This window comes from Moraxella nasibovis, from assembly GCF_029581575.1.
In the GTDB taxonomy this organism is placed as follows: Bacteria; Pseudomonadota; Gammaproteobacteria; order Pseudomonadales; family Moraxellaceae; genus Moraxella; species Moraxella nasibovis.
The window spans coordinates 739,196-762,106 of sequence record NZ_CP089975.1; the positions used below are offsets into that span (position 1 = coordinate 739,196).

Below are 22,911 nucleotides of genomic sequence, written 5' to 3' on the forward strand. Positions count from 1 at the left end.
TAATTTTTATTATATTGTACTAACAATTTAATATTTTGTCAATACAAAAAGGTAAAAAAATGCACATTCACGGCGCAAAAAAACAAAAGGGCGGTGGGCAAAAGCCGCACATTGCCCCTGATGACTTGGTCGCTACCAGTTATGCTAACATCATGTATGGCTTGGCTGAGGGTGAGATTATGGGGCTGGCGGATGGTGGTAAGTCTATCCGACTTGACGGCACGCCCTTAATCAACGACAACGGACAGCCTAATTTTACAAATGTAAACTGGGATTTTCGCACAGGCACGCTGGATCAGACGCACATCGCAGGTTTTCCTGCGGTTGAAAATGAGACCAATGTCGGTGTGGAGCTTCGTTCTGACCGCCCATGGGTCAAAGCCATCAATAACCGTGAACTCTCCGCCGTGCGTGTGCGTCTAAACTTCAACGCCCTGCGTGAGCAAGATGACAGTGGGAACATCAAAGGCTATGCCATCAGTTACGCCATTGATGTGCAGACGGACGGTGGCAGTTTTGTTGAAGTCTTGACCGATACTGTGCGTGGTAAGGCAAGCCAAGGCTATAAAAAATCACACCGCATTGACCTGCCTAATGCTGGCACAGCAAAACGCTGGACAATCCGTGTCCGCCGTATCACGCCCAACCGTAACAGTGATTTAATCGCTGATACCGTGCATATTGACGCACTGACCGAAATCATTGACGCAAAACTCGCTTATCCAGCAACAGCACTTTTGAGCTTGTCTTATGACGCCAAAACTTTCTCCAACATCGCTAAAATTGCCGTGCGTCTAAAAGGCAAAATTATCCAAGTACCGACGAACTACGACCCCATCGCACGCACCTATACAGGGCTGTGGGACGGTACATTTAAAATGGCGTATAGCAATAACCCTGCGTGGGTGTTTTATGACCTATGCACTCATAAACGCTATGGACTTGGTGAGCGACTGGCTGGCATGGTGGACAAATGGCGACTGTATCAGATTGGGCAATATTGCGATGAGCTGGTGGATGACGGCAAAGGCGGTCAAGAACCCCGTTTTACCTGCAATGTCTATATCCAAAAAGCCGATGATGCCTATCGTGTCTTACAAAACTTGGCAAGCGTGTTTCGTGGGCTGTCGTTTTGGGACGGAGCTAACATCATCGTGGATAGCGACACGCCAAAAGAGCCTGTATATACATTTAGCCCTGCTAATGTCGTGGGCGGTGAATTTGCTTATACAGGCACACGGCAAAGAGACCGCCATACACTTACCAAAGTCGCATGGGACAATCCAGAAAACGGCTTTAGCACTGAGTATGAGCTGATTCCAGATGAGGCAGCCATCGCCAGATATGGCGTAAAAGTGCTAGACATTGCTGCCTTTGGCTGTACCAGTCAAGGGCAAGCACAACGAGCAGGACTGTGGGCATTGAAAGCCGAGCAACTAGAAACCCAAACCGTGAGTTTTAAAACTGGCTTGATGGGCTTTATCCCACAAGTGGGGCAAATCATCAATGTGGCAGATAATGTCTTTGCAGGGCGTGCCATCTCTGGCAAAATCGTCAATGTTTCCACCAACAAGCGTGTCATCACCCTTGACCGTGTGGCGGGTAAAGTGGGCGATACTTTAATCGTCAATGGCACGGACGGCGCACAAAGTGCCAAAATCAGTGCCGTGCGTGGGCAGGTTTTGACCCTTGACAAGCCAATCAATGCCGAGCCTGAGCATATTTGGGCAGTCATTAGTGATGATCTAAAATTAAAGCAGTTTCGTATTTTAACCATTGCACAAAACGATGACGCAACCTTTGACATCACCGCCTTAGAATACAACGCCCAAAAATATGCGGTGGTGGACACAGGAGCGGTGGTTGTGCCACAGCCTTACACCGTGCTAAATGCCACGCCAATCACCGCCCCAAACTCAGTAACACTGAGTGCCAACACTCGCACACACCAAGGACAAGCGGTTACCACGCTCACCATCAACTGGGAACAAGTGACTGGTGCAACCGCCTACATTGTCGAATGGCGAAAAGATGATGGCAACTGGCAAACCTTGCCCAAAGTGTCAGGGCAAAGCATGGATATTGACGGCGTGTATGCCGGCAACTACCAAGCCCGTGTGCGTGCAGTTGATGCCTTTGACAATGAAAGCCTAGCCACATCAAGCCAATTAACCAATATCGCAGGTAAAGTGGGCAAACCACCACGCCTTGCACGCCTTGTCATCAAAGGCTTGTTGTTTGGTATGGAGCTTGGCTGGATTTTTAATGCTGGTAGCGATGACACCAACTTTACAGAAATCCAAGTGTCGCCTGACGGTCGCTCAAACATTGCCACGCTTGGTACATTTGCCTATCCGACAAATAAGCACGAAATCACAGGCTTACAAGGCAATTTGACCCAGTTTTATCGGGGGCGGATTGTGGACAAATTGGGTAATACATCGGACTGGACGGACTGGGTCAGTGGCACGACATCGGCAGACGCCGACAAAGTGCTTAATCTGATTAGTGGGCAAATCAACCAAAGCCATCTGGATCAGACTTTGCGGACACCGATTGCCAAGATTGGCGGGCTTGAAAGTGCAGTTAATGCCGTAAACAGCCAACTGCCACAGCTTAATCAGCAGATTGCCACCGCCATGCGAGATATTGGCACGGAGCGAAGCCGCATCACAGGGGCAATCCGTGACATTGGCACTTTGCAGACCGCCAATAATGCCAAAACGCAGGAATTGGCGAACTTAACGCAAACGGTGGGCGGACATACCTCATCTATCCGTGAGCTTGGCGTAACAACTGGTGATTTATCGCAAAAATACACCGCTTTAAAATCGGCAAGCGATACTGCAAATAGCGAAATCACGGCGATAAAGCAGACCCAAAGCGGACAGGCGACAACCATTAACCGCTTAAACAGCGAGATGAACGGCAAAGCAAGCACAGCCGACCTAACCGCCGAACAACAGGCACGAGCGGATGCTGATGGTGCATTAGGTCAAAGGATTAGTGCGATTGATACCGCCTACAAAAAGTCCGATACTGACATCACGGCACGCTTGGCAAGAGAAGAAACCGCACGAGCAACTGGCGACGCCGCCAACAGTCAAGCAATCCGCACGCTAGAAAGCGGTCTAGGTGGCAAGGCAAACGCCACGGCTTTGAATAATTACTACACCAAAGCCCAGACCGATGAGGCTATTAGTGGGCGTGTGGAGCGATTTGAAGCCAGTCTTAAACGCCAAGAAATTAATGCCGTTACCGACCTAAACACGCTAACCACTCAGGGGCAGTATTTTATCAAAGCTGGTAATAATCCCAATGCCCCTGCGACTAACTGGTTATTTGTCGATGTTGAAACATCAAACGACCAGTGGATTGTCATGCAGACTGTCAGACAAGACAACAATGCTAAAAACCAATGGGTGCGTCAGCGGCATAACGGCAACTGGTCAGCGTGGGAAAAGGTGGCAACAGGTAGTGAGCTGAATGACAAAGCCAACGCCACCGCCTTAAACGACCTAAGTGCCCGTGTCACACAAGTGGACGGCAGAATTACCGCAGAAGCTCAGAAAGTCAGTCATCTCCAAACCACCGTAGGCGGTCAAACGGCAAGCATTCGCAGTGTGGAGCAGTCGGTCAATGGCGTGCGTGCGATTAAAGCGGTAACGGTGGACAATAACGGCTTTATCAGCGGTTATGGTCTGATGAGCGAGCTACAAAATGGTCGTGTTACTTCTCGTTTTGGCATCAACGCCGACCAAATCTACTTTGGGGCGACAACGAGTGCTAAAAAGCCGTTTGTCTTTACGACACGCACCACCACCATCGATGGCGTAAGCTATCCTGCGGGGGCGTGGCTTAATAGTGCCAGTATTGCCAATGCGAGTATCACCAATGCCCATATTGCCAATGCTACGATAACATCGGCTAAGATTGCCAACGGTGCTATCGATAACGCTAAGATTGCCAATGGTGCGATTGACAGCGCCAAGATTGGAGAAGCGGCAATTACCACCGCGAAAATCGGTGTAGCACAAGTTGATACCTTGCAGATTGCAGGTGAGGCGGTAATTTCGCCAAGGTATCAAGAAACAGATTGGGGAAGCCAGTATCAAGCAGGGGTTGAACACACTGTATTAAGATTCACGATGAATACGCAGGGTTCAGCTGTTTGCCTGCTTTTTGGCTGGAAAAAAATCTTGGCGAGTGCATGGCATCAGTCTAGCGCAACGGTAATAATCAAAATAAAGCGAGATGACTTGGTTTTGCATGAAGATGGGTTTTCGTTCTCATCGGCTTGGAACTCAGCAAACTCCAACCAAAGCTCACCACCGATTTTTGATTTTAATCCACCCAACAATCCTGTATATACTGTCGTGATAAGTTATCATGGCGATAGACCATCTGTAAGAGCAGAAGGCATTAGAATACTAGGCTTAGCAATCAAGAGGTAAGAAACTATATGTTAGTGCGATTGTATATCTACAACAAACACACAGGCGAATATCTATATACAGACATCGGCAACCCAAAGTATGTCATCGCAGACTTAGGCAATGACAAAGATTTTACGCTGACCGCACCGCCTGACAGCTCTAAGCAGTGGCGCTGGATTGATGGTGCTTGGATTTAATTTTTTTAACCCACACCGCCAAAAGGCGGTTTTTTATTGGAGTTATTATGACCGACATTTCGGGGCTATCAGCCCCTTTTTTATTGAGCTGGTTGCCTTTTTGGGTGTTCTGCGCCTTTGGTGGCTTTGCCAGCGCATTTATCATGATTGGCGATATCGATAATCGGCTTAAATATCCGTTTATCTCCAAGCCTTTGATTGGCATGATGTCTGGCATGGCGATGGTTTTGTATCTTAATCAAAACGCCGAGCCGCCGCCAAGCACACTGCTGTTTTGGGGGTTTGTCACATCGCTGTTAAGTACGCCAATCATTACAGGTTTTCTTGTATTTGTAAGCGACCAGAAACGCCAAGATGCGCTTTATAAGTCAGCGCAAGATAAGTTTGTGCCTTGGTCAAAATCAGACAAAGGGGGTTAATATGCTAACGATTAACATCATCTTATGTGTGATTGGGTTTACCTTGGGCGGATATACTTTTATCCGCCATCTTAAAGGCTTTAATAAGCGTGTCAAAACACCCACGGCAGACGCATGGCTTACCGCCGTTGGCACACTTGGCTGGTCGGTCTTGCTATATGCAAGCCTTGACGAGCATGGGCTAACCGCAGTCGATGTGTTTAGCCATGGCTTATTGCTTATTTCTTGGGTGGGCAATCTGCTCAAAGTACAAAAACACTGTTTGCGATTTCGCAAGAGATTTAGACATTCAAGCCCCAACTGAGGGGCTTTTTTTGGAGTAAATTATGAGTAGTTATATTAGACAAATTCAAACCACGCTTAAAAAAGCAGGGTATTATAAGGGCGACATTGACGGCATCGCTGGCAAAATGACGGTCGAAGCAGTCAATCTGGCAAGTCAAGTCAAAGCCTGCACACATGACGAAATCCGCGCTGTCGCTGAACAATCCAAATCGCACCCAGAATACAACGAGCCAACCGCCACGCCGCCAACGACAGTAAACAAGAGCGGTTTTGTGCTGGGCGAACGAAGCCTAAACAATCTAAAAGGCGTCAATGATAACTTGGTCAAAGTGGTGAAGCGTGCGATTGAAATCAGCAGCCTTGATTTTGCGGTCATCGAAGGTGTACGCACCAAAGCACGACAAGCCGAACTTGTCAAAAAAGGCGCAAGTAAAACGATGAACTCACGCCACTTGACAGGTCATGCCGTAGATATTGTGCCTATTGTTGCTGGCAAGGTGAGTTGGGATTTTAACCATTATTATCCGCTTGCCAAAGCAATGGCACAAGCTGCAAACGAACTGGGCGTAAGATTGCGTTGGGGTGGGGCGTGGTCGGTCATCACAGGCAGGGCAGGCACACCACAAGAGTGGGTCAAGGCTTATCGCAATGGCGGTGGGCGTTTTCTTGATGGTCCACATTTTGAAATCCCTGCCTAAAAAAATCCCCCAGCCGTTTTGGTTGGGGGATTTTTATTTTGTCAAAAAACCCACTCAAAGAGCGGGTTGTAGTAGACGCATAGTAGACCAAAAATTTGTTATTATGCCTTTTTATATGTCGTTATTTGTTGTTATTGTGGCGTGAGTATTAGGTTTAACTCTATGATTTTGCTGTAAAATGTTGTTATTTGTTGTCATAACAGCACTTTACAATACTAATTATGAGTCCCCTGCTCTAACCGACTGAGCTATAGGCCCTAGGGCTGCAAGGCAAGACCGCCTGCAAGGGCTGTATTGTACAATAAGCCTTGATAAATTACAATCCATTTGGCAATAAAATTTGGCAAATGGCGCAAGTTGGCAGGAATGGTAAAGAGATAGAAAATAAAAAAACCGATGACATCAATCATCGGCTTTTTGAAATATGGTGGGGTCGGAGAGACTCGAACTCTCACACCTCGCGGCGCCAGAACCTAAATCTGGTGCGTCTACCAATTTCGCCACGACCCCAAGTTGTTCATCAAGCCACATCCAAGAATTTAAATCATCTTGCGATGTCGTCTTGATGGGCGGTATTATACTTGGATTTGAAAATTTGGCAAGTGATTTTTGCCATATTTTTAAAAATAATTTTTAAATCATTGATTTTTATGAAATTTTTATCAATAATTTTACCAATCATTCTGGGTGATTTGCCACATTTTTAGCGCCTGAGCCATGCTTGCTGCATCATGCACACGCACGATGTTCGCCCCTTTTTGAATGGCGAGCAGATGAGCGACCGCCCCGATCATGTCTCTGTCGGTGGGCGTGTGGTTTTGAGCAGGGGGAAATTGCCCCAAAATCTCGCCCAAAAAACGCTTACGAGACACGCCAAACAGCATAGGCAAGTTAAAATAAGCCTGAATTTTGTCCAAATTTTTCATCAAAGCGACATGATGCTCGTGATTTTTGGCAAAGCCCATGCCGACATCGATGATGATGTTTTCTCGTTTCACGCCTGCATTGAGGGCGTTTTGCACGGACGCACCAAGCTCGCCCACCACATCACGCACGACATCATCATACACCGCCAATTCATTCATCGTATCAGGTTCGCCCCGTGAGTGCATGATGACCACAGGCAAATCAAGACGGCTCGCCATCTCTACCGCCCCCGCCCTGCGTAGCCCACGCACATCGTTCCAAATGTCCGCCCCCAAATTTGCCATTTGCTCCATCACCACAGGGCTACTTGTGTCAATGGATAGCCAAAGATTGGGGTGGGTTTTTTTGAGTTCACGCACGATTGGCGTTAGGCGAGCAAGCTCAAGCTCATCACTCACAGGCGCAGCGTTTGGGCGAGTGGATTCCGCCCCAATGTCAATGATATCCACACCCCAAGCCATCATCTCATCAACATGACGCAAGGCAGTATCTATGGCGGTAAATCGCCCACCGTCCGAAAAAGAATCAGGCGTAACATTGAGCACGCCCATGATTTTGGGTGTGGATAATTCTAAGGTTTTGCCATTGGCGGACAACTGGGCGGACAAAAGTTGAGACATGATTGACAAACTGCGACTTGAAATTTATCATCATACCACAATTTAAGCATTTTAAGCATTCAAAAAGGAAATTTCCTTGCACCATTCCGACCGACATCAAGGGGGCGAAAAGGCCATTTTGGTTCATTGTACCATTAAGGGCAATGAGTTTTTGAACAATCAAAACGATTTGGACGAATTTCGCTTGCTTGCCATTTCTGCCGATGCCGAGATTTTGGGCGAGATTACAGGCACGATGAATAAACCGTCTGCCAAATTGTTCGTGGGGACGGGCAAGGCGGACGAAATCGCCCAAAAAGTAGCCGAGCTTGGTGCCGAAATTGTCCTTTTTAATCATACACTGACGCCCAGTCAAGAACGCAATTTGGAAAAGGTTTTGCAATGCAAAGTCATTGACCGAATGGGGCTGATTTTGGACATTTTTGCCAAGCGAGCAAGGACTTATGAAGGCAAATTACAAGTGGAACTTGCCCAGCTGACCCATTTGTCATCAAGGCTTGTGCGTGGTTATGCCCATCTTGGGCAACAAAAAGGCGGTATCGGACTTCGGGGGCCGGGCGAAACGCAGCTAGAAACCGACCGCCGACTGTTACAAATCCGAGTCAATCAGCTCAAAGCCAAACTTGATAAAGTCAAAAAAACTCGCCTGCAAGGACGAGCCAAACGCCAAAAATCCGAAGTGCCGACCATTTCGCTGGTGGGCTACACCAACGCAGGCAAATCCACGCTGTTTAATTTGCTTGCTGATGACAAAATTTATGCCGCAGACCAACTATTTGCCACGCTCGACCCCACGCTCCGCCAAGTCAAATGGGCAGGTGTGGGTAATGTGGTGCTGGCGGACACGGTGGGCTTTGTGCAAAATTTGCCCCACGAGCTTGTGGAGAGTTTTCACGCCACACTTGAAGAGACCTTAGAAGCTGACCTATTGCTCCATGTCATTGACAGCAGCAGCCCTGAAATGCACGAGCAGATTGATGCGGTCAATGGCGTGCTTGCTCAAATTGGGGCGACCGCCCCTGTGCTACTGGTGCATAACAAAATTGACCGCACGCACGAAAATCCTACCATTCATTATAAAGATAAAGGCGTGCCAAGCCGTGTCTATGTCTCGGCTCGTGAAAATCTGGGTATGGATAAGCTTAGCCAAGCGGTGCAAGAATTGCTGGTGGGCGGTTTGTCCAAATTTCATTTGACCTTGCCTTATCATGCAGGCCAGCTTAAAAATACCTTGCACGAACTGGGCGTGATTGTCCAAAGCGAGTATGATGAAACAGGGCATGAAATGCTCACGGTTTGCCTTGCCAAAGACAAATTAAAAGAGCTGCTTGGCAAGCACCATCTTGATGCCTTTGATATACTACCGCCACACGAAGCAAGCCAGTTTTTGCCTGTGCTTGAAGAGTTTGAAAAGGTGGATGTTAAGTTTGATGGCGATGAGAATTTGGATCCGTTTTGCCATTAAATGTCATCAAGACATTGTAGATAGACGCAGTTAAGACCGACAAGACCAGATGTTTTGTCGGTTATTTTTTCATGAAATGGCGAACATTTTTTGTCAGACCTTTCAAAACCTTGACCTTATGAGCGTGTAATGATTTAATAAAAACTCATTTGCCATCACAAGGACAGCCATGAAATCGCCTTATTTGACCAAATCGCCCAGCTTTTGGCTAGGAATGCTTGCGACCGTCATCATCGTGGTGGGCGTGCGTGAATTGGCGTTGGTGGTTTGTACCGCTTTGGGTATGCCAACCGCCACCAATATTGTCGGCTTGGTGTCGCTGTTTGTGGTATTGATGGGCGTGCGTCTGGCACGGGGCGGATTACCAAATTGGCTGTCGTCATCGGCAAGCGTACTGTTGGTGGATAGTGGATTTGCGTTTTTGCCTGTGTCGGCAGGGGCAGGGATTTTGATGTTTGGGTTGGGGGGCGATCTGATGGCGGTGTCGGCGGTGATCATCATCAGTACGGTCATTCCGCTGTGGGCATTTGCCAAACTTGCCGAAAAATGGCTCAAGGACGACCATAAGGACGACCGCAAGGAGAATGCTCATGCCAATGCTTGACAGTACGACCATCATCATTGCCTTTGTCGTTACATTGATTGCCCATGTGGGGGCAAAATATGTCCTGCGTTATCTTAATAAATTCATTCGTGGCGTGCCGATGATTATCATTGCCATCGTGCTGACTTTGCTGATTTTGTTGGTGATTCAACTGCCTTATGCCACTTATTATGCCAATGCCAAACCTGTGTTTGACCGCCTGCTTGGTTATAGTACGGTGCTACTTGCCGTGCCTTTGGCAGGTATGGATTTTAAGGGCCTGCCTGTCAAAAAACTCTCCATCATCGTGGTCTTGGCAAGTTTGGTTGGGGCGATTGTGCCGATGTCGCTTGCTTATTTGTTTGCCCTGAATATGGACAGTATTTTGGCGTTTGCCACTCGCTCGGTTACCACGCCTGTGGGCTTGTCGGTCGCTCAAGTGATTGATGCACCACTGGTGATGGCAAATCTTATCATCATCGTGTCAGGGATTTTGGGAGCAGGTTTGTGCCGTATTTTGTTTAAAAATGTACAAGACGACCGAGCCAAAGGTTTGGCACTGGGTCTGGTCGCTCACGCCATTGGTACGGTCGAAGCATGGACAATCAGCCCCACCGCAGGACGCTATGCGGCATTTGGCTTGGCGATTAACGGCTTGGTGACGGCGGTGTGGTTGCCTGTGGCGATATTATGGCTACTAAAATGATTTAAAAAAGCACCTACTTGGGTGCTTTTATTTTATTGATCAATGCGGTTGCCTAAGTGGTCTATATAAAAGATTTCATAATTCAGAAATACTGGGGCTTTGTTATTTTTAAAATCCCAAGCCCAATCATATTGAAAGGGAATAACCACTTCACCTATTTTATTGATATATCCCCATTTGGTGTTTTGAGCTACCCCAGCTAAGCCTTCTGAGAACTCTCCAATATAATCATATTGAAAGGGAATAACCACTTCACCTATTTTATTGATATATCCCCATTTGGTGTTTTGAGCTACCCCAGCTAAGCCTTCTGAGAACTCTCCAATATAATCATATTGAAAGGGAATAACCACTTCACCTATTTTATTGATATATCCCCATTTGGTGTTTTGAGCTACCCCAGCCAGACCTTCTGAAAAGTCCCGAGTATTATCATATTGAAAAGGAATGATAAGCCGACCTGTTTTATCAATAAAACCATATTTGCCATCCTGTTCTACACTTGCCAAGCCTTCTGAAAAGCTCCCAGTATTGTCATATTGCAAAGGAATGATGAGCTGATTTGTTTTGTCGATAAAGCCGTTTTTTCCATTTTGCCCAACTCTTGCCAAGCCTTCTGAAAAGTTCCAAGCATCATCATATTGAAAAGGAATGATAAGCCGACCTGTTTTATCAATAAAGCCAAATTTACCATCTTGTTCTACACTTGCCAAGCCGTCTAAGAAATCAAAAGCAAAATCATATTGCAAAGGAATGACTACTTCGCCTGTCTTATCAATAAAACCATATTTACCATCTTGTTCCACCCTTGCCAAACCTTCTAATAGGCAGTTGACATCATCGTATTCCACAACCTGTGGTTTTTCGCACGCTAAGGCGGATAGGGGTAAAAAAGATAGGGCAAAGATAAGGGTTTTGATGTTCATGATGACATCTCCATGAGTAATGGGGTTATCATAATCCATCTTGATGATGCTGGCAAGTGTGTTTTAATTTTCCTATTAAGAAATGATACATCAACAAAAATGCTATTTATTTCCCATTTTTAAAGATTTATAATGGGAAAAATTTTTAAATAGGTCATAGGTGTTGTTATGATGATTCCAAGACTCTCCCACGAGCGTGGGCTTGCCGAGCATGGCTGGCTGACTTCTCGCCATAGCTTTTCGTTTGCTGAGTATTATGACCCTCGTTTTATGGGTTTTTCAGCACTGCGTGTGATCAATGAGGACTGGATTGCCCCTAGCATGGGCTTTGGCATGCACCCACACAAGGACATGGAGATTTTGACTTATGTGCTAAATGGGGCGGTGGCTCACAAGGACAGCATGGGTAATAGCGAGACCGTGCCAGCAGGCGAGTTTCAGCTCATGTCAGCAGGTACAGGCGTGCGTCATTCGGAGTTCAACCCTAGCGACACAGACGAGCTACATTTGTATCAAATTTGGATCATGCCAAATCAAATGGGCGTAACGCCACGCTACGAGCAGGCTCGCTTTGCTGACAAGATGGGAGCGACTTTGATTTTATCGCCCAGTGGCGATGATGGCTCTTTTGTGGTTTATCAAGACATGAAGCTGTGGCGACATCAGTTAGATGGTGAGCAGGTGGTGGTACTTGATGAGACTCGGGCTTACTGGCTACAAGTTGCCAAAGGGAGCGTCCAGATTGATGGCAAGACTTATCAAGCAGGCGATGCACTTGCCATCGTTGATGAATCGCAGTTTAAGGCAGTCAGCCAAAGTTTTGCTGAGTTTTTGTTGTTTGATTTGCCAAGGGTGTGATGCGCAGGCGAATGTGTCTGTATCATCATATTTAAATTAAAAAGCTGTTTTAAAAAAAAAGCTGTTTTAGAATAAAGAGGGGTGAAAAATTTCACGCCCTCTTTTGATTTTGTCAAGTCAATCACACCCAATCAGGCACGCCACTGTGAAATCTTAGCTCGCCATCAGGGCTATCAATCAGCTCAGCCTCCACTTCACGAAAAAACGCCACTCGCTCGTCAATGCACTCATCGGTGATGGACTCAGCCAGTCGCAGATAGTCCTCATAATGGCGACTCTCCGACTTTAATAGATACTTATAATAGCGTGCTAATTTTTCATCATCAATGACATCTGCCAATGCCGAGAATCGCTCGCAGGAACGAGCCTCAATAAACGCCCCAATGATCAGCACATCCACCATCGCCGCAGGCTCCCAAGTGCGCTTGTGTTTGAGTAGTCCTTTGGCGTAGCGACCTGCTGGCAGGTGCGACCACTCGATGCCACGCTCTTTCATCAGCGTGATGACTTGCTCATAATGTAGCATCTCCTCACGCACCAGCTGAGCCAATCGTTCTTGCAGTTCACGATGAAACTCATAGCGAAAAATCAAATTCATCGCCGTCCCAGCTGCTTTTTTCTCGCAGTTGGCATGGTCTAGCATGAGCAAGGGAAGATTTTCTTTGGCGACAGCAAGCCATTTATCAGAAGTCCTTGCACCTAGAAAATCATGAATGTGGCTGATGTCGGTGGTGGCTTTTGCTCGGGTGGTGATGCTTTGTAAGTCGTCTTCTGGGGCGATGTCGCTGGTGCTTAAAGTAGGGTGTTGCATGGTGATTTTCTGCTTTTTTAAATGGCTTGAATGACGGTCAAGGATGGTGAAAATGTGTAAACATTTGTTTTGTCTGTGTAAAAATCCGCTTAATATCGCTTAATAATGTTACGATGCTTTGAGTATTTTAGCACACTTTTTGGGCGATGGTGGGGTGAATTCTGCCAGAAAGTCGGCAAATTTCGTGATAAATTTGTTATAAAATAGCTTGAAAATAAGAATTTATCTTAATATTAACAAAAAAATCAAAATTTTATAATAACATAACTCATTGATTTTAAAAGATAAAATAAAAAAATCATAAAAATCAATAAATTTTTTGCCCAAAAGGTGTTGCAAAATATGTCAAAATTGGTATTCTATTAACCGAAGTAGGGAATTGGCAAGGATATTTGTGCTGTTATGCTCAAAGATTTGCCATTTTTTTTATTTCATTAAAGCAATCTGGCAGAGCGAATGACTCGTTCTGTATTGGGCGCAGCTTTTAGCGACCCAACTAAAAAATGTAAATGTGGAGAAACCCATGAAAAAACTACTTTTAGCATCAGCCGTCGCTGCTCTATCGATCACAGCTGCACAAGCTGCGCCAACCGTTTATGGTAAAGCATTCCTTACTCTTGATGTGCAAGATGGTGATAATGTTAGCACTGTATTAGGTGACTATAATGCTCGCACTCAACTAAACTCTAATGCTTCTCGCATCGGTCTTAAAGGCTCAGAAGCTTTGACTCAAAACACTGACCTAGTTTATCAACTAGAATACGGTGTAAAAGTTGACGACAACTCAACTCAGTTCACCTCTCGTGACACCTACCTAGGTCTTGCGAACAAGCAATACGGTACTTTGGTCGCTGGTCGTCTGACTGCAATTGACGACTATGTAAACTACGCTAATGTAACCCAAGGCGGTGTCGTTGGTGGCGACAATGTACTAGCTACTTTTGATGCACCTCGTGCCAACAACGCATTCGCTTACTTCTCACCAGAGCGTAACGGCGTACAATTCATGGCAATGTATGCTATGGATGAGCTTAACAATACTACCGCTCAACTAGATATTGATGGTAATAAAATTAATGTAACTCGAGATATCGCAGGTATTGGTGCTAAATACGAGCCAACCAACGCTCCTTACAAAGTAGGTGCTACTTATATCCAAGCTGGCGATGCACTTAAAGCGGTTCGTGTGAGCGGTGCTTATGCTCTAAGCCCAGTATTGACTGCAGGTGCTCTATATCAGCACACTGACTACGATACTGACAACAATGAAAATGCTTTCACAGTATCTGCTAACTACAAAGTAGCTCAAACTCCTTGGACTGCTTACGGTCAGCTTGACCTAGTGGACAATGTTGCTGGTCTAAATAATTCAGAAAAACAGCGTATCGCAGTTGGTGGTAAATACGCATTCAACCAAGCCACTACTGGTCACATCTACGGTGCATTGTTGCAGCGTGAAGTTGCAGGTGTTGATGCAGACGCATACGGCATCGGTGGCGGTATCGAATACAAGTTCTAATTTGATTTAGAATATGTATCAAAAAGCTCACTCGTAAGGGTGGGCTTTTTTTTATGTTTTTGGGGTGTAATATCTGCAAAAATTACATGACTCTATATTCATTTTATTTGTTTCATTTCATCAAACAAACAGTAAAAATCAGAGTATAATGACAAGACTTTTATTGTCCATAAAATCACACTGAGGTGTTTATGATCACCGAATCTTTGGTGGATATTTCACGGTTGCAGTTTGCGGTTACGGCACTGTTTCATTTTCTGTTCATTCCCCTGACGCTTGGCATGACATGGCTTTTGGTTATCATGGAGTCGGTCTATGTCATCACAGGCAAAGAAATTTGGCGGGACATGACCAAGTTTTGGGGTAAATTGTTTGGTATTAACTTTGCGCTTGGGGTAACGACTGGCATCACGATGGAGTTTCAGTTTGGTACGAACTGGGCGTATTATTCGCACTATGTGGGAGATATTTTTGGTGCGCCACTTGCCATTGAAGGCTTGATGGCGTTTTTCTTAGAGTCCACAATGGTGGGGCTGTTTTTCTTTGGTTGGCAAAGAATGAGTCGGGTGCAACATCTATTGACGACAATTTTGATGGCACTTGGCACGAATTTGTCTGCTTTGTGGATTTTGATTGCCAATGGCTGGATGCAAAACCCTGTCGGCGCTGAGTTTAATTATCAGACCATGCGCATGGAGATGGTGAGTTTTAGTCAGATATTGCTAAACCCTGATGCGCAAAATAAGTTTGTGCATACGGTGTCGGCAGGCTATGTGGTGGGTGCGGTATTTGTGCTTGCCATCTCGGCACTGTATTTGCTACAAAAGCGAGATGTCGAGTTTGCTAAGCGCAGCTTTCATGTGGCGGCGGCGTTTGGCTTTGCATCGATTTGTAGCACCATCGTCTTGGGTGATGAGTCTGGCTATTCTATTGGGCTTGCACAGCAAACCAAGCTTGCGACGATGGAGGCGATGTGGGAGACCGAGCCTGCGCCTGCCAGCTTTAATCTCATTGCCAGCATCAATGAGGCAGAAGGCAAAAATGACTGGGCGGTGCATATCCCGTATGCGATGGGCATCATCGGCACTCGCTCTTTTGATAAGCAGATACTGGGCATACATGACATCAAGACGGTGAATGAAGAGCGCATCAAAAACGGCATCATCGCTGTCAGTGCGCTAGACACCATGCGTGCCGATCAAAGTGCAGGGCGCAGTAGCGATGAGCAGGTGCTTGAAAACTTTGAAAAAAACAAAAACGACTTAGGCTTTGGGCTGCTGCTCAAAAAATACACACAAGATGTAACTCAGGCGACGCCAGAGATGATTGCTCAGGCGGTGGATGATACCGTTCCAAGTGTGACGCCGATGTTTTGGTCATTTCGCGTGATGGTGGGGCTTGGCTTTTTGATGCTGATTTTGTTTTCGCTCAGCCTATTTTACACCATCAAAGGCAGCTTTATGCAAAAGCCGTGGCTACTAAAATTTGCGGTCATCATGCTGCCTGCGCCTTGGATCGCTGCTGAGGCAGGGTGGTTTGTGGCGGAGTATGGTCGTCAGCCTTGGACGGTGTATGGCATTTTGCCGACGCATCTGTCGGTGTCGAACATCAGCGCCACCAGCGTGATGTGGTCATTGGCAGGGTTTGTGGTGTTTTATACGCTGCTGTTTATTGTTGAGATTTATCTCATGCAAAAATACATCAAACTGGGTCCTGCCAGCCTTGGTACGGGTCGCTATCATGGTGAAAATCAAGACACCCGTCTCATCAACCCCCAGCACTTTAAAGGAGAGTTGCCATGATTTTTGATTATGAAACCTTAAAACTCATCTGGTGGCTACTCATCGGCGTGCTGCTCATCGGCTTTGCCATCATGGACGGGCATGACTTGGGAGTGTGTAGCCTGCTACCCTTTGTCGGCAAGACCGATGCCGAGCGCCGTGTGATCATCAACACCATCGGACCACACTGGGAGGGGAATCAGGTGTGGTTTATCACGGCAGGCGGTGCGATTTTTGCGGCGCTGCCTTTGGTGTATGCCACGGCATTTAGCGGCTTTTATTGGGCGCTGATGGCGGCACTTTGGGCGCTGTTTTTGCGTCCTGTGGGCTTTAAATATCGCAGCCTAGTCAAAGATGATCGCTGGCGTCAGGCATGGGATTGGGGGCTGTTTGTCGGCTCATTTGTGCCTGCGCTCATATTTGGTGTGGCGTTTGGCAATCTGTTTTTGGGCGTGCCTTTTGTCTTTGATGAGTATTTGGTCTCGACTTATACTGGGTCGTTTTTTGGCTTATTAAGTCCGTTTGCGCTCTTGTGTGGCTTGGTGAGTGTGTGTATGCTCATCATGCAAGGCGGTGTATATCTGGCGCATCGCACGGTCGGTGAGATTCAGGCTCGCACGATGCGATACAGCAGTATTTTTGCCGTTTTGATGGTGGTGCTGTTTGTGCTGGCGGGTGTCTGGGTGGCAAATCTTGACGGCTATGTCATCACCAGTGAGATCGATAAAGGCGCGCTTATCGACCCGATGTCAAAGGCGGTGTCGCTACAAGCAGGCGCTTGGCTTGGTAATTATCAGGCAAATCCGCTGTTGTGGGCGTTTCCTGTGCTTGGTGTGTGCATGCCTTTGGTGGCGGTGCTGTTATTAAGATGGGCTAAGACGCTGCTTGCATTTGTCGCATCGAGTGTGGCGGTGCTGGCGGTCATCATGACGGCAGGCGTGGCGCTTTTTCCTTTTTATATGCCGTCATCGAGCCACCCCCGTGCCAGCCTGACTGTCTGGGACAGCGCATCTAGCCATCTGACTTTGATGATCATGCTGTATGTGGCGGTGCTGCTGTTGCCTGTCGTCGTCGCTTATACGAGCTGGGCTTATGCCATCATGCGTGGCAAGGTCACCAAAGCCTATATCAAGGAAAATGAGCATACGCTGTATTAGTTTTGATCTGCTCGATGAGCGACTAAAATTAAGCAAAAAAATTAAGCAATAAACTTTGCTAAGATAAAAATTGGAGAAAGATCATGTGGTATTTTGCGTGGATATTAGGCTTGGGCTTTGCGGTCCTGCTTGCCATCATCAGTGCAGTGTGGGTGGAGTTTGAGGAGTCTCGGCATAACGCTTTTTATAAAGAAGTGGATGTGGACTAAAATTCTTGCTCGCCAGACGCTTTTTAAAAACCATGTAACTTGTTTGTTGCATGGTTTTTATCATTGAGTATTGGGCGGAAGTTTCGTACATTCATCGACTGGCAAACAGTGAAAATGATGTTATAATGAGGGGTTGTATTTTTAAGTTTTGCTGATCATGATTCATACTGCCAAAAAGCTCACCGTCGCCATGCTTTGTGCTTCCACTGTTTTTCTTGCTGCACCTGCGAGTGCCAGTAGCGGTGGGCTGTCGGCGCTGTTTGGACAAAAGGCGCAAAAATTTCTGCCAGTCAATCAAGCTTTTGTGGTCAATGTACGCATCGAAGGCGATGAGTTGGTGGCAAGCTTTAAGGTGACGCCTGAGCATTATGTGTATCGTGATAAGATGACGCTGAGCCTGCCTGAGGGTGTGAGTGCTTCGGCATGGCGTTTTGATAAGGCGCCAAGCATGATTGACGATCCGACTTTCGGTCATGTGGCGGTCTTTGAAGAAGATGTGGTGGCTCGGGCGACTTTAAGCGGTGTGGCAAATGACGCAGCGGCAAGCTTTCGTTGGCAAGGCTGTGCCAAAGCAGGGCTGTGCTATCCGCCTGAGCGTGTGCCTTTTAATCTGACTTTGTCCAACGCCAAAAAATCTAATGGCGCAAATGATGCAACCACCCAAGGCTCTGGCTCATCTGCTCAGTCATCTACTAAGAAATCCACCCAAAGCACTGCGCCCAATCATGATCAAAACCGAACTAAAAGCCATCAAGCCAAAAACCCATCAATCAGCACCACCGAGCAGACAGCCGCCAACATCGTCCAGCCTACACCGCCCCAAGATCAAAGCAACACTGCTCTGACGGACGCCATCAGTACTGACGACACCGCCAAGACAGACGAGGCTGATACATCATCAAATACACTCACAAGTGGCGGCGAAAGCATACAGATGGATGAGACATCAAAGATGAGCTTGGGCGCTGATGGCAGAGCGCATGTGCTTAACCATCACCTAGAACGCCAAGATCCTTTTGGCATTCATGATAAGCCCATGCTTGCCATCGTGCTTTTGTTCTTGGCGGGGCTTTTATTGGCATTTACGCCGTGCGTGTATCCGATGATCCCCATCGTGGCGAACATCGTCGCTCGTCAAGAGGGCGTAAACAGCAAAAAAGGTCTGCTACTATCTATGTTTTATGGCGTGGGTGTGGCGAGCGCTTATGGTCTCTTGGGTGCGCTGATCGCTTGGCTTGGGCGGACGATGAATGTCATCGGCTACCTGCAAAGCCCTATTGTATTGCTTGGCTTTGCGGTGTTGTTCGTCCTACTAGGTCTTTATATGTTTGACGCCATCAAGGTGGGCTTGCCTGCTGCCTTGCGTGATAAGCTACAAGCGACATCGCAGTCGGCAGATGGCGGGCTTGGTAGCTTTGGCGGTAGCTTTGTGGCAGGGGCGCTCTCAGCACTGGTGGTGTCGCCTTGCGTGTCTGCACCAATGGCAGGAGCGCTCGTGGCGGTGTCGCTGAGTGGTAGCGTGCCTGTGGGCTTTTTTGCGATGTTTGCACTGGGGCTTGGCTTGTCTGTGCCGCTCATGTTCATTGGCATGGCGCAGGGCAGGTTTATGCCAAAGGCGGGCGCTTGGATGGCTAAGGTCAAGGAATTTTGTGGCTTGTTGTTGTTTGCTGTGGCGCTTATTTTGGCGGAGCGAGTGTTTGTCTCGCCTTTTGTGCTGGTGGCGTGGGCGCTGTGGTTTTCTTTGGTGGGTGTGTGGCTGTGGCAGCTGGTGCGCCTGCCATTTCGAGCGCTCTCAATGCTCATGCTCGCTTGGTCTGCCTGTCTGGTATTGGGCGCGGCCTTAGGGTCGAGCGATGCGTGGCGACCGCTTGCCATCATTCATCAAGCCAAAGCTGTACAAGACACTCATCAAGACCGCCATGTCAAGACCTTAGCTGAGCTGGATGCGATATTAGCCAGTCATGATAAAGTGCTGATCGACGCTACGGCGGATTGGTGTGTGGAGTGTCGCATCATGGAGCGTGAGCTGTTCACGCATCGTCCTGCCGCCATGCAAGATGTGCAGTTGGTGAAGTTTGACATCACCGAAGTCGATGATGACAGCCGTGCCTTTTTGGCTCGCTATGAGCTGATGGGTCCACCAGCGCTGCTTGTTTATAAAGAGGGTAAATTGGTTCAGGTGCTGGTGGGTCAGACCAAGCGAGCTGATTTTGAGCAGGCGCTGTCGGCATTATAACTATCGGCTGTCATCGGCAGTTTTGGCTTTTGGCGACCGTCTGATGGTGTGTTTGATTGTCCGCCGAATTTCAAAAGCAGTATAAAGCGTACCATCGATGGTGAACTTGTTTGATATCCCTTAAAATTGTTATTTTATCCATGGGGTAAATATTATTTACCCTCGTCAAATTTTAGTAAGGGCGAAAAATGTTTCGCCCTTACATACTCCCACACGCCCCCACAAATCCTATCAAAAATTGTTATTTTACTCATAGGGTGAATTTTATTAATAGGGCGAGTGGTAATTCGCCCCTACCCGTCAAATTTTGGGTTTGTGTCCATGGGGCGAAAAATATTTCATTTCATCATTGGGTAGGGGCGAAAAATATTTCGCCCCTACACATCCTATTGCAAATTGTCATTCTACCCATAGGGTGAATTGCAATTCGCCCTTACAATTCCTACAAATCCCATTTCGCCAAACAAAAAAATGACAGCCATTACGACTGTCATTTACTAGATTCTGCCAATCTTGATGGATTAGTAGCGAGTGATCAGGGCGATCGGCTCTTTTTCATCCATCTTGTCGGTTGGTAGGAATACCACTTCGCCGCCATTATGAGACACAAGCTCGATGATTTCGCTCACCGCATCATCGGTCACGCCATCCGCAGTGGCATCGTCGCTGACCATTAGGGTCATCGCCTCTTCATCAATGGTGGCAGGCACGATATGACCTTGACGCACCAATAATGTAACAGCATTGCCCTCGACCGCAGAGCGATAGATTTGCTGCAAGTCAGTACGCACCATTTTCTCGTTACGCGCTTTTTCAAGGTCGCCAAGCGCTGACTCGTAGCGTGTGTTGCGTTTTTCATCCACCAGCTCCTGCACGCCTTCGATGATGTCTTCGGCACGACCGTCTTCTAGGTTTGGCAGATGATCGACTTTGCCTAGGATGAATGAAGTGTTGTCACACACCTGCTCATAAAAGCCCAAAGTGCGAGAGTCGCCAACCAAAATCACTGGCAATGGGTCGATGTTGCGGAACTGCTGCAAGCTCTTATCCACACGGTTCATGAACTCTTTAAGATAGCTGTGATCGTCCGATGAGCCAGTGCGGTCGGCTTTTGAGCCTGTCGGTAGCGTGGTGTTTTTGATTGGGAAAGTCAGCTCGTTCATCTGCTCTTGGCGCACGCTTTCGCCTGCAATTTCTTTAACCAAGCGACTATCCACCGCCTCGATCAAGCGAGCGTATTCACTGGTGATGACCAGTACATAGTAGTGTACCGCTTGCGACATGTTGCGCATGAGGTCACGAGTGGCAAATTTCTCACCGATGATGACGCGTTCGGCAGCATCAAATGGCAGGCGCAACACTTTTGCTTCTGATTCGGTGGCAAAGATTGCCAAAGTATCTAGGTTGTAGTTTGGATCCAGCTCATCGGTCTTAGCGGTGATTTGTTCAAGGATGGCATCACTAGTACGCTTGTCATACTCTTCGCTTAGACGGTCTTCAACGACTTTTAGCTGATTTTTTAGGGCGATTGGGTCTTGCTCGTTGTCTGGGTGAGTACGGTGCGTTTTTACAAATACGCTTACGGCAGGGTTGGCACGCACTTGGCGAAGTGATTTTAATGTGGTTTTCATGATGTTTCTCCTTGCATAAAAAAGCATGAAACTTGCTACTTAAAATTAAATGAAACTAAACTAAATAAACTTAAAAAAAATTTACTCACAAACTCAGCCATGCTCTCTTTATTCATTTCAACACTTCTTTCAAGACAATAATTCATCAGAAAAAGTTATGAAAAAAAATTATTCAAAAGCATTAACTGATAAGTATCTTAAAAGATTGCAGGCATCGTGGCAAGTGTAGAAATGTCTTTTTGGGTTGTGTGTTTATGGCAAATGCCTGTCTGATGATGCTTAATTGTAAATAAATCGTAGCTTTGTTGCGATTTTTGTCAATCAAGGGGGATGGGGGAATGTTTGCTTGTTTTTTTGGTGATAAGTTGCTACAATGACACCAAATCTATCCCATGTTGGTCTTGCCGAATGCTGTTTGGCAGGATTTTTTGTATTTGTGCCATGATGATTTGACACAAATGCGTTATTAAAAATTGTCAATCTAAAAAAGGAACGCTCATGCAACGCTACCCAATGACACCAGAAGGTCATGCTGCTTTGGAAGCAGAATTAAAACAGCTTAAAACCGTCGATCGTCCACGCATCACCAACGCCATCGCAGAGGCTCGTGAGCATGGCGACCTTAAAGAAAACGCCGAATACCACGCCGCTCGTGAGCAGCAAGGTCTGTGTGAAGCTCGTATTCGTGATATCGAAGCGAAGCTTGGCGGTGCGCAGGTCATCGACCCTGCCAAGCTCAACCAAGATGGGCGTGTGGTGTTTGGGGTGACGGTGGTGCTAGAAAACATTGAAAACGGCGAGGAGTGTCGCTACAAGCTGGTCGGAGACGACGAAGCGGACTTCAAGACGGGTAAAATTTCGGTAAACTCGCCCATCGCTCGTGGTCTGATTGGTAAATCAGAAGGCGACGATGCCAAGATTCAGACCCCAAGTGGCTTGGTGGAATTTGAGATTTTAGAAGTGATTTATGAGTGAGGATGACGCATGAAGCACATGCATATGTTGATGGCGGTCTTGCTACTTTTGATATTTATCTTGCAGGCCTTGCCGATTCTGACAGGGGGTAAGTATCGCTCGCCTCAAGCCGTGAAGGTCATTAACCATCTGCTGTACGCCATCGTGATGGCATCTGGGCTGTGGCTATTTTGGCAGCTGTATCAGGTGGCGGGCGCTCAGCACTGGGCGATCGCAAAGCTTGTGCTACTCATCGTGGCGGCATCAGCGACCGCTAAGGCGCAGCGTGGCTACCTGACAGCGCCAGCTCAAGCCAAAGCAGGACTGCTCATTGCAGCGATCGCTTATGTGGGTATCGTCTTTTTGGCATTCGCCAAGCCCATGCTGGGTGCGTGATTGCAGGATTGAAGTGGGTGAGTGGGGTGGGCTTTGCCCACCAATTAGAATGGCTAAAGTCCCATAGCATCACACAAAATCCCAATCCATCCACAAA

20 protein-coding genes and 1 tRNA gene are annotated in these 22,911 nt (G+C 47.1%); 16 read left to right on the top strand and 5 right to left on the bottom strand.

Annotation, left to right across the window (positions count from 1 at the left end; all coding sequences use genetic code 11):
- Positions 1–59: 59 nt before the first annotated feature.
- The 5 genes from gpJ to LU290_RS03550 are packed head-to-tail and all read left to right on the top strand — an operon-like array spanning position 60 to position 6,035.
- Positions 60–4,454 carry a TipJ family phage tail tip protein gene (gene gpJ / locus LU290_RS03530; RefSeq protein ID WP_277809182.1) on the top strand — a complete coding sequence of 1,465 codons (4,395 nt, stop codon included), beginning with the start codon at positions 60–62 and terminating at the stop codon, positions 4,452–4,454.
- Between the two features lie 8 nt (positions 4,455–4,462).
- Positions 4,463–4,633, top strand: a complete 171-nt coding sequence (locus tag LU290_RS03535; RefSeq protein ID WP_277809183.1) for a hypothetical protein — start codon at positions 4,463–4,465, stop codon at positions 4,631–4,633.
- Positions 4,634–4,680: 47 nt separating this feature from the next.
- Positions 4,681–5,052: a hypothetical protein gene (locus tag LU290_RS03540; RefSeq protein WP_277809184.1), complete on the top strand. Its 372-nt coding sequence runs from the start codon at positions 4,681–4,683 to the stop codon at positions 5,050–5,052.
- 1 nt (position 5,053) lies between these two features.
- Positions 5,054–5,356, top strand: coding sequence for a hypothetical protein (locus tag LU290_RS03545; RefSeq protein WP_277809185.1), 303 nt, complete (start codon positions 5,054–5,056; stop codon positions 5,354–5,356).
- A 22-nt stretch (positions 5,357–5,378) separates the two neighbouring features.
- A complete protein-coding gene (locus LU290_RS03550) occupies positions 5,379–6,035 on the top strand; it encodes a M15 family metallopeptidase (RefSeq protein ID WP_277809186.1) in 657 nt (218 codons plus the stop codon).
- Positions 6,036–6,460: 425 nt separating this feature from the next.
- Here LU290_RS03550 and LU290_RS03555 read toward each other — a convergent pair.
- Together LU290_RS03555 and folP are read right to left on the bottom strand one after the other, a co-directional pair.
- Positions 6,461–6,545 (bottom strand) — tRNA-Leu (locus LU290_RS03555).
- 161 nt (positions 6,546–6,706) lie between these two features.
- Entirely contained in the window at positions 6,707–7,582 is an 876-nt protein-coding gene (gene folP / locus LU290_RS03560) for a dihydropteroate synthase (protein ID WP_277809187.1), read from the bottom strand.
- Between the two features lie 76 nt (positions 7,583–7,658).
- On the opposite strand from folP, the gene hflX reads away from it, so the two are divergent.
- The 3 genes from hflX to LU290_RS03575 all read left to right on the top strand — a co-directional run bounded on the left by hflX (position 7,659) and on the right by LU290_RS03575 (position 10,336).
- A complete protein-coding gene (hflX, locus tag LU290_RS03565; RefSeq protein ID WP_277809188.1) occupies positions 7,659–9,047 on the top strand; it encodes a ribosome rescue GTPase HflX in 1,389 nt (462 codons plus the stop codon).
- Positions 9,048–9,216: 169 nt separating this feature from the next.
- Positions 9,217–9,651, top strand: coding sequence for a CidA/LrgA family protein (locus LU290_RS03570; protein WP_277809189.1), 435 nt, complete (start codon positions 9,217–9,219; stop codon positions 9,649–9,651).
- A complete protein-coding gene (locus tag LU290_RS03575; protein WP_277809543.1) occupies positions 9,644–10,336 on the top strand; it encodes an LrgB family protein in 693 nt (230 codons plus the stop codon). The genes LU290_RS03570 and LU290_RS03575 overlap by 8 nt, the downstream gene beginning before the upstream one ends.
- Positions 10,337–10,368: 32 nt before the next feature.
- Here the strand turns inward: LU290_RS03575 and LU290_RS03580 are convergent, their stop codons facing one another.
- Entirely contained in the window at positions 10,369–11,262 is an 894-nt protein-coding gene (locus tag LU290_RS03580) for a WG repeat-containing protein (RefSeq protein ID WP_277809190.1), read from the bottom strand.
- A 168-nt stretch (positions 11,263–11,430) separates the two neighbouring features.
- Between LU290_RS03580 and LU290_RS03585 the strand changes: the two genes are divergently transcribed.
- Positions 11,431–12,120, top strand: a complete 690-nt coding sequence (locus LU290_RS03585) for a pirin family protein (protein WP_277809191.1) — start codon at positions 11,431–11,433, stop codon at positions 12,118–12,120.
- A gap of 121 nt (positions 12,121–12,241) precedes the next feature.
- Here LU290_RS03585 and LU290_RS03590 read toward each other — a convergent pair whose 3' ends face one another.
- The gene (locus LU290_RS03590; protein ID WP_277809192.1) at positions 12,242–12,931 is read right to left on the bottom strand and encodes a MiaE family protein; all 690 of its coding nucleotides are present in this window, start codon (positions 12,929–12,931) and stop codon (positions 12,242–12,244) included.
- Between the two features lie 523 nt (positions 12,932–13,454).
- On the opposite strand from LU290_RS03590, the gene LU290_RS03595 reads away from it, so the two are divergent.
- From LU290_RS03595 to LU290_RS03615, 5 genes are all read left to right on the top strand, one after another.
- Positions 13,455–14,450 carry a porin gene (locus tag LU290_RS03595; protein ID WP_277809193.1) on the top strand — a complete coding sequence of 332 codons (996 nt, stop codon included), beginning with the start codon at positions 13,455–13,457 and terminating at the stop codon, positions 14,448–14,450.
- Between the two features lie 191 nt (positions 14,451–14,641).
- Positions 14,642–16,252, top strand: coding sequence for a cytochrome ubiquinol oxidase subunit I (locus tag LU290_RS03600; protein ID WP_277809194.1), 1,611 nt, complete (start codon positions 14,642–14,644; stop codon positions 16,250–16,252).
- Positions 16,252–17,388: a cytochrome d ubiquinol oxidase subunit II gene (gene cydB / locus LU290_RS03605; protein ID WP_277809544.1), complete on the top strand. Its 1,137-nt coding sequence runs from the start codon at positions 16,252–16,254 to the stop codon at positions 17,386–17,388. The genes LU290_RS03600 and cydB overlap by 1 nt, the downstream gene beginning before the upstream one ends.
- An 83-nt stretch (positions 17,389–17,471) precedes the next feature.
- A complete protein-coding gene (cydX, locus tag LU290_RS03610) occupies positions 17,472–17,597 on the top strand; it encodes a cytochrome bd-I oxidase subunit CydX (protein ID WP_277809195.1) in 126 nt (41 codons plus the stop codon).
- A gap of 157 nt (positions 17,598–17,754) precedes the next feature.
- Positions 17,755–19,833, top strand: coding sequence for a cytochrome c biogenesis protein CcdA (locus LU290_RS03615; protein ID WP_277809196.1), 2,079 nt, complete (start codon positions 17,755–17,757; stop codon positions 19,831–19,833).
- A gap of 521 nt (positions 19,834–20,354) precedes the next feature.
- Here the strand turns inward: LU290_RS03615 and LU290_RS03620 are convergent.
- The gene (locus LU290_RS03620; RefSeq protein ID WP_277809197.1) at positions 20,355–21,464 is read right to left on the bottom strand and encodes an AOC03_06830 family ribosome hibernation factor; all 1,110 of its coding nucleotides are present in this window, start codon (positions 21,462–21,464) and stop codon (positions 20,355–20,357) included.
- A 498-nt stretch (positions 21,465–21,962) separates the two neighbouring features.
- Between LU290_RS03620 and greA the strand changes: the two genes are divergently transcribed.
- Complete coding sequence (gene greA, locus LU290_RS03625; protein ID WP_277809198.1) at positions 21,963–22,439, top strand: transcription elongation factor GreA; 477 nt, start codon at positions 21,963–21,965, stop codon at positions 22,437–22,439.
- Positions 22,440–22,448: 9 nt separating this feature from the next.
- A complete protein-coding gene (locus LU290_RS03630) occupies positions 22,449–22,814 on the top strand; it encodes a SirB2 family protein (protein WP_277809199.1) in 366 nt (121 codons plus the stop codon).
- Positions 22,815–22,911: the final 97 nt, after the last annotated feature.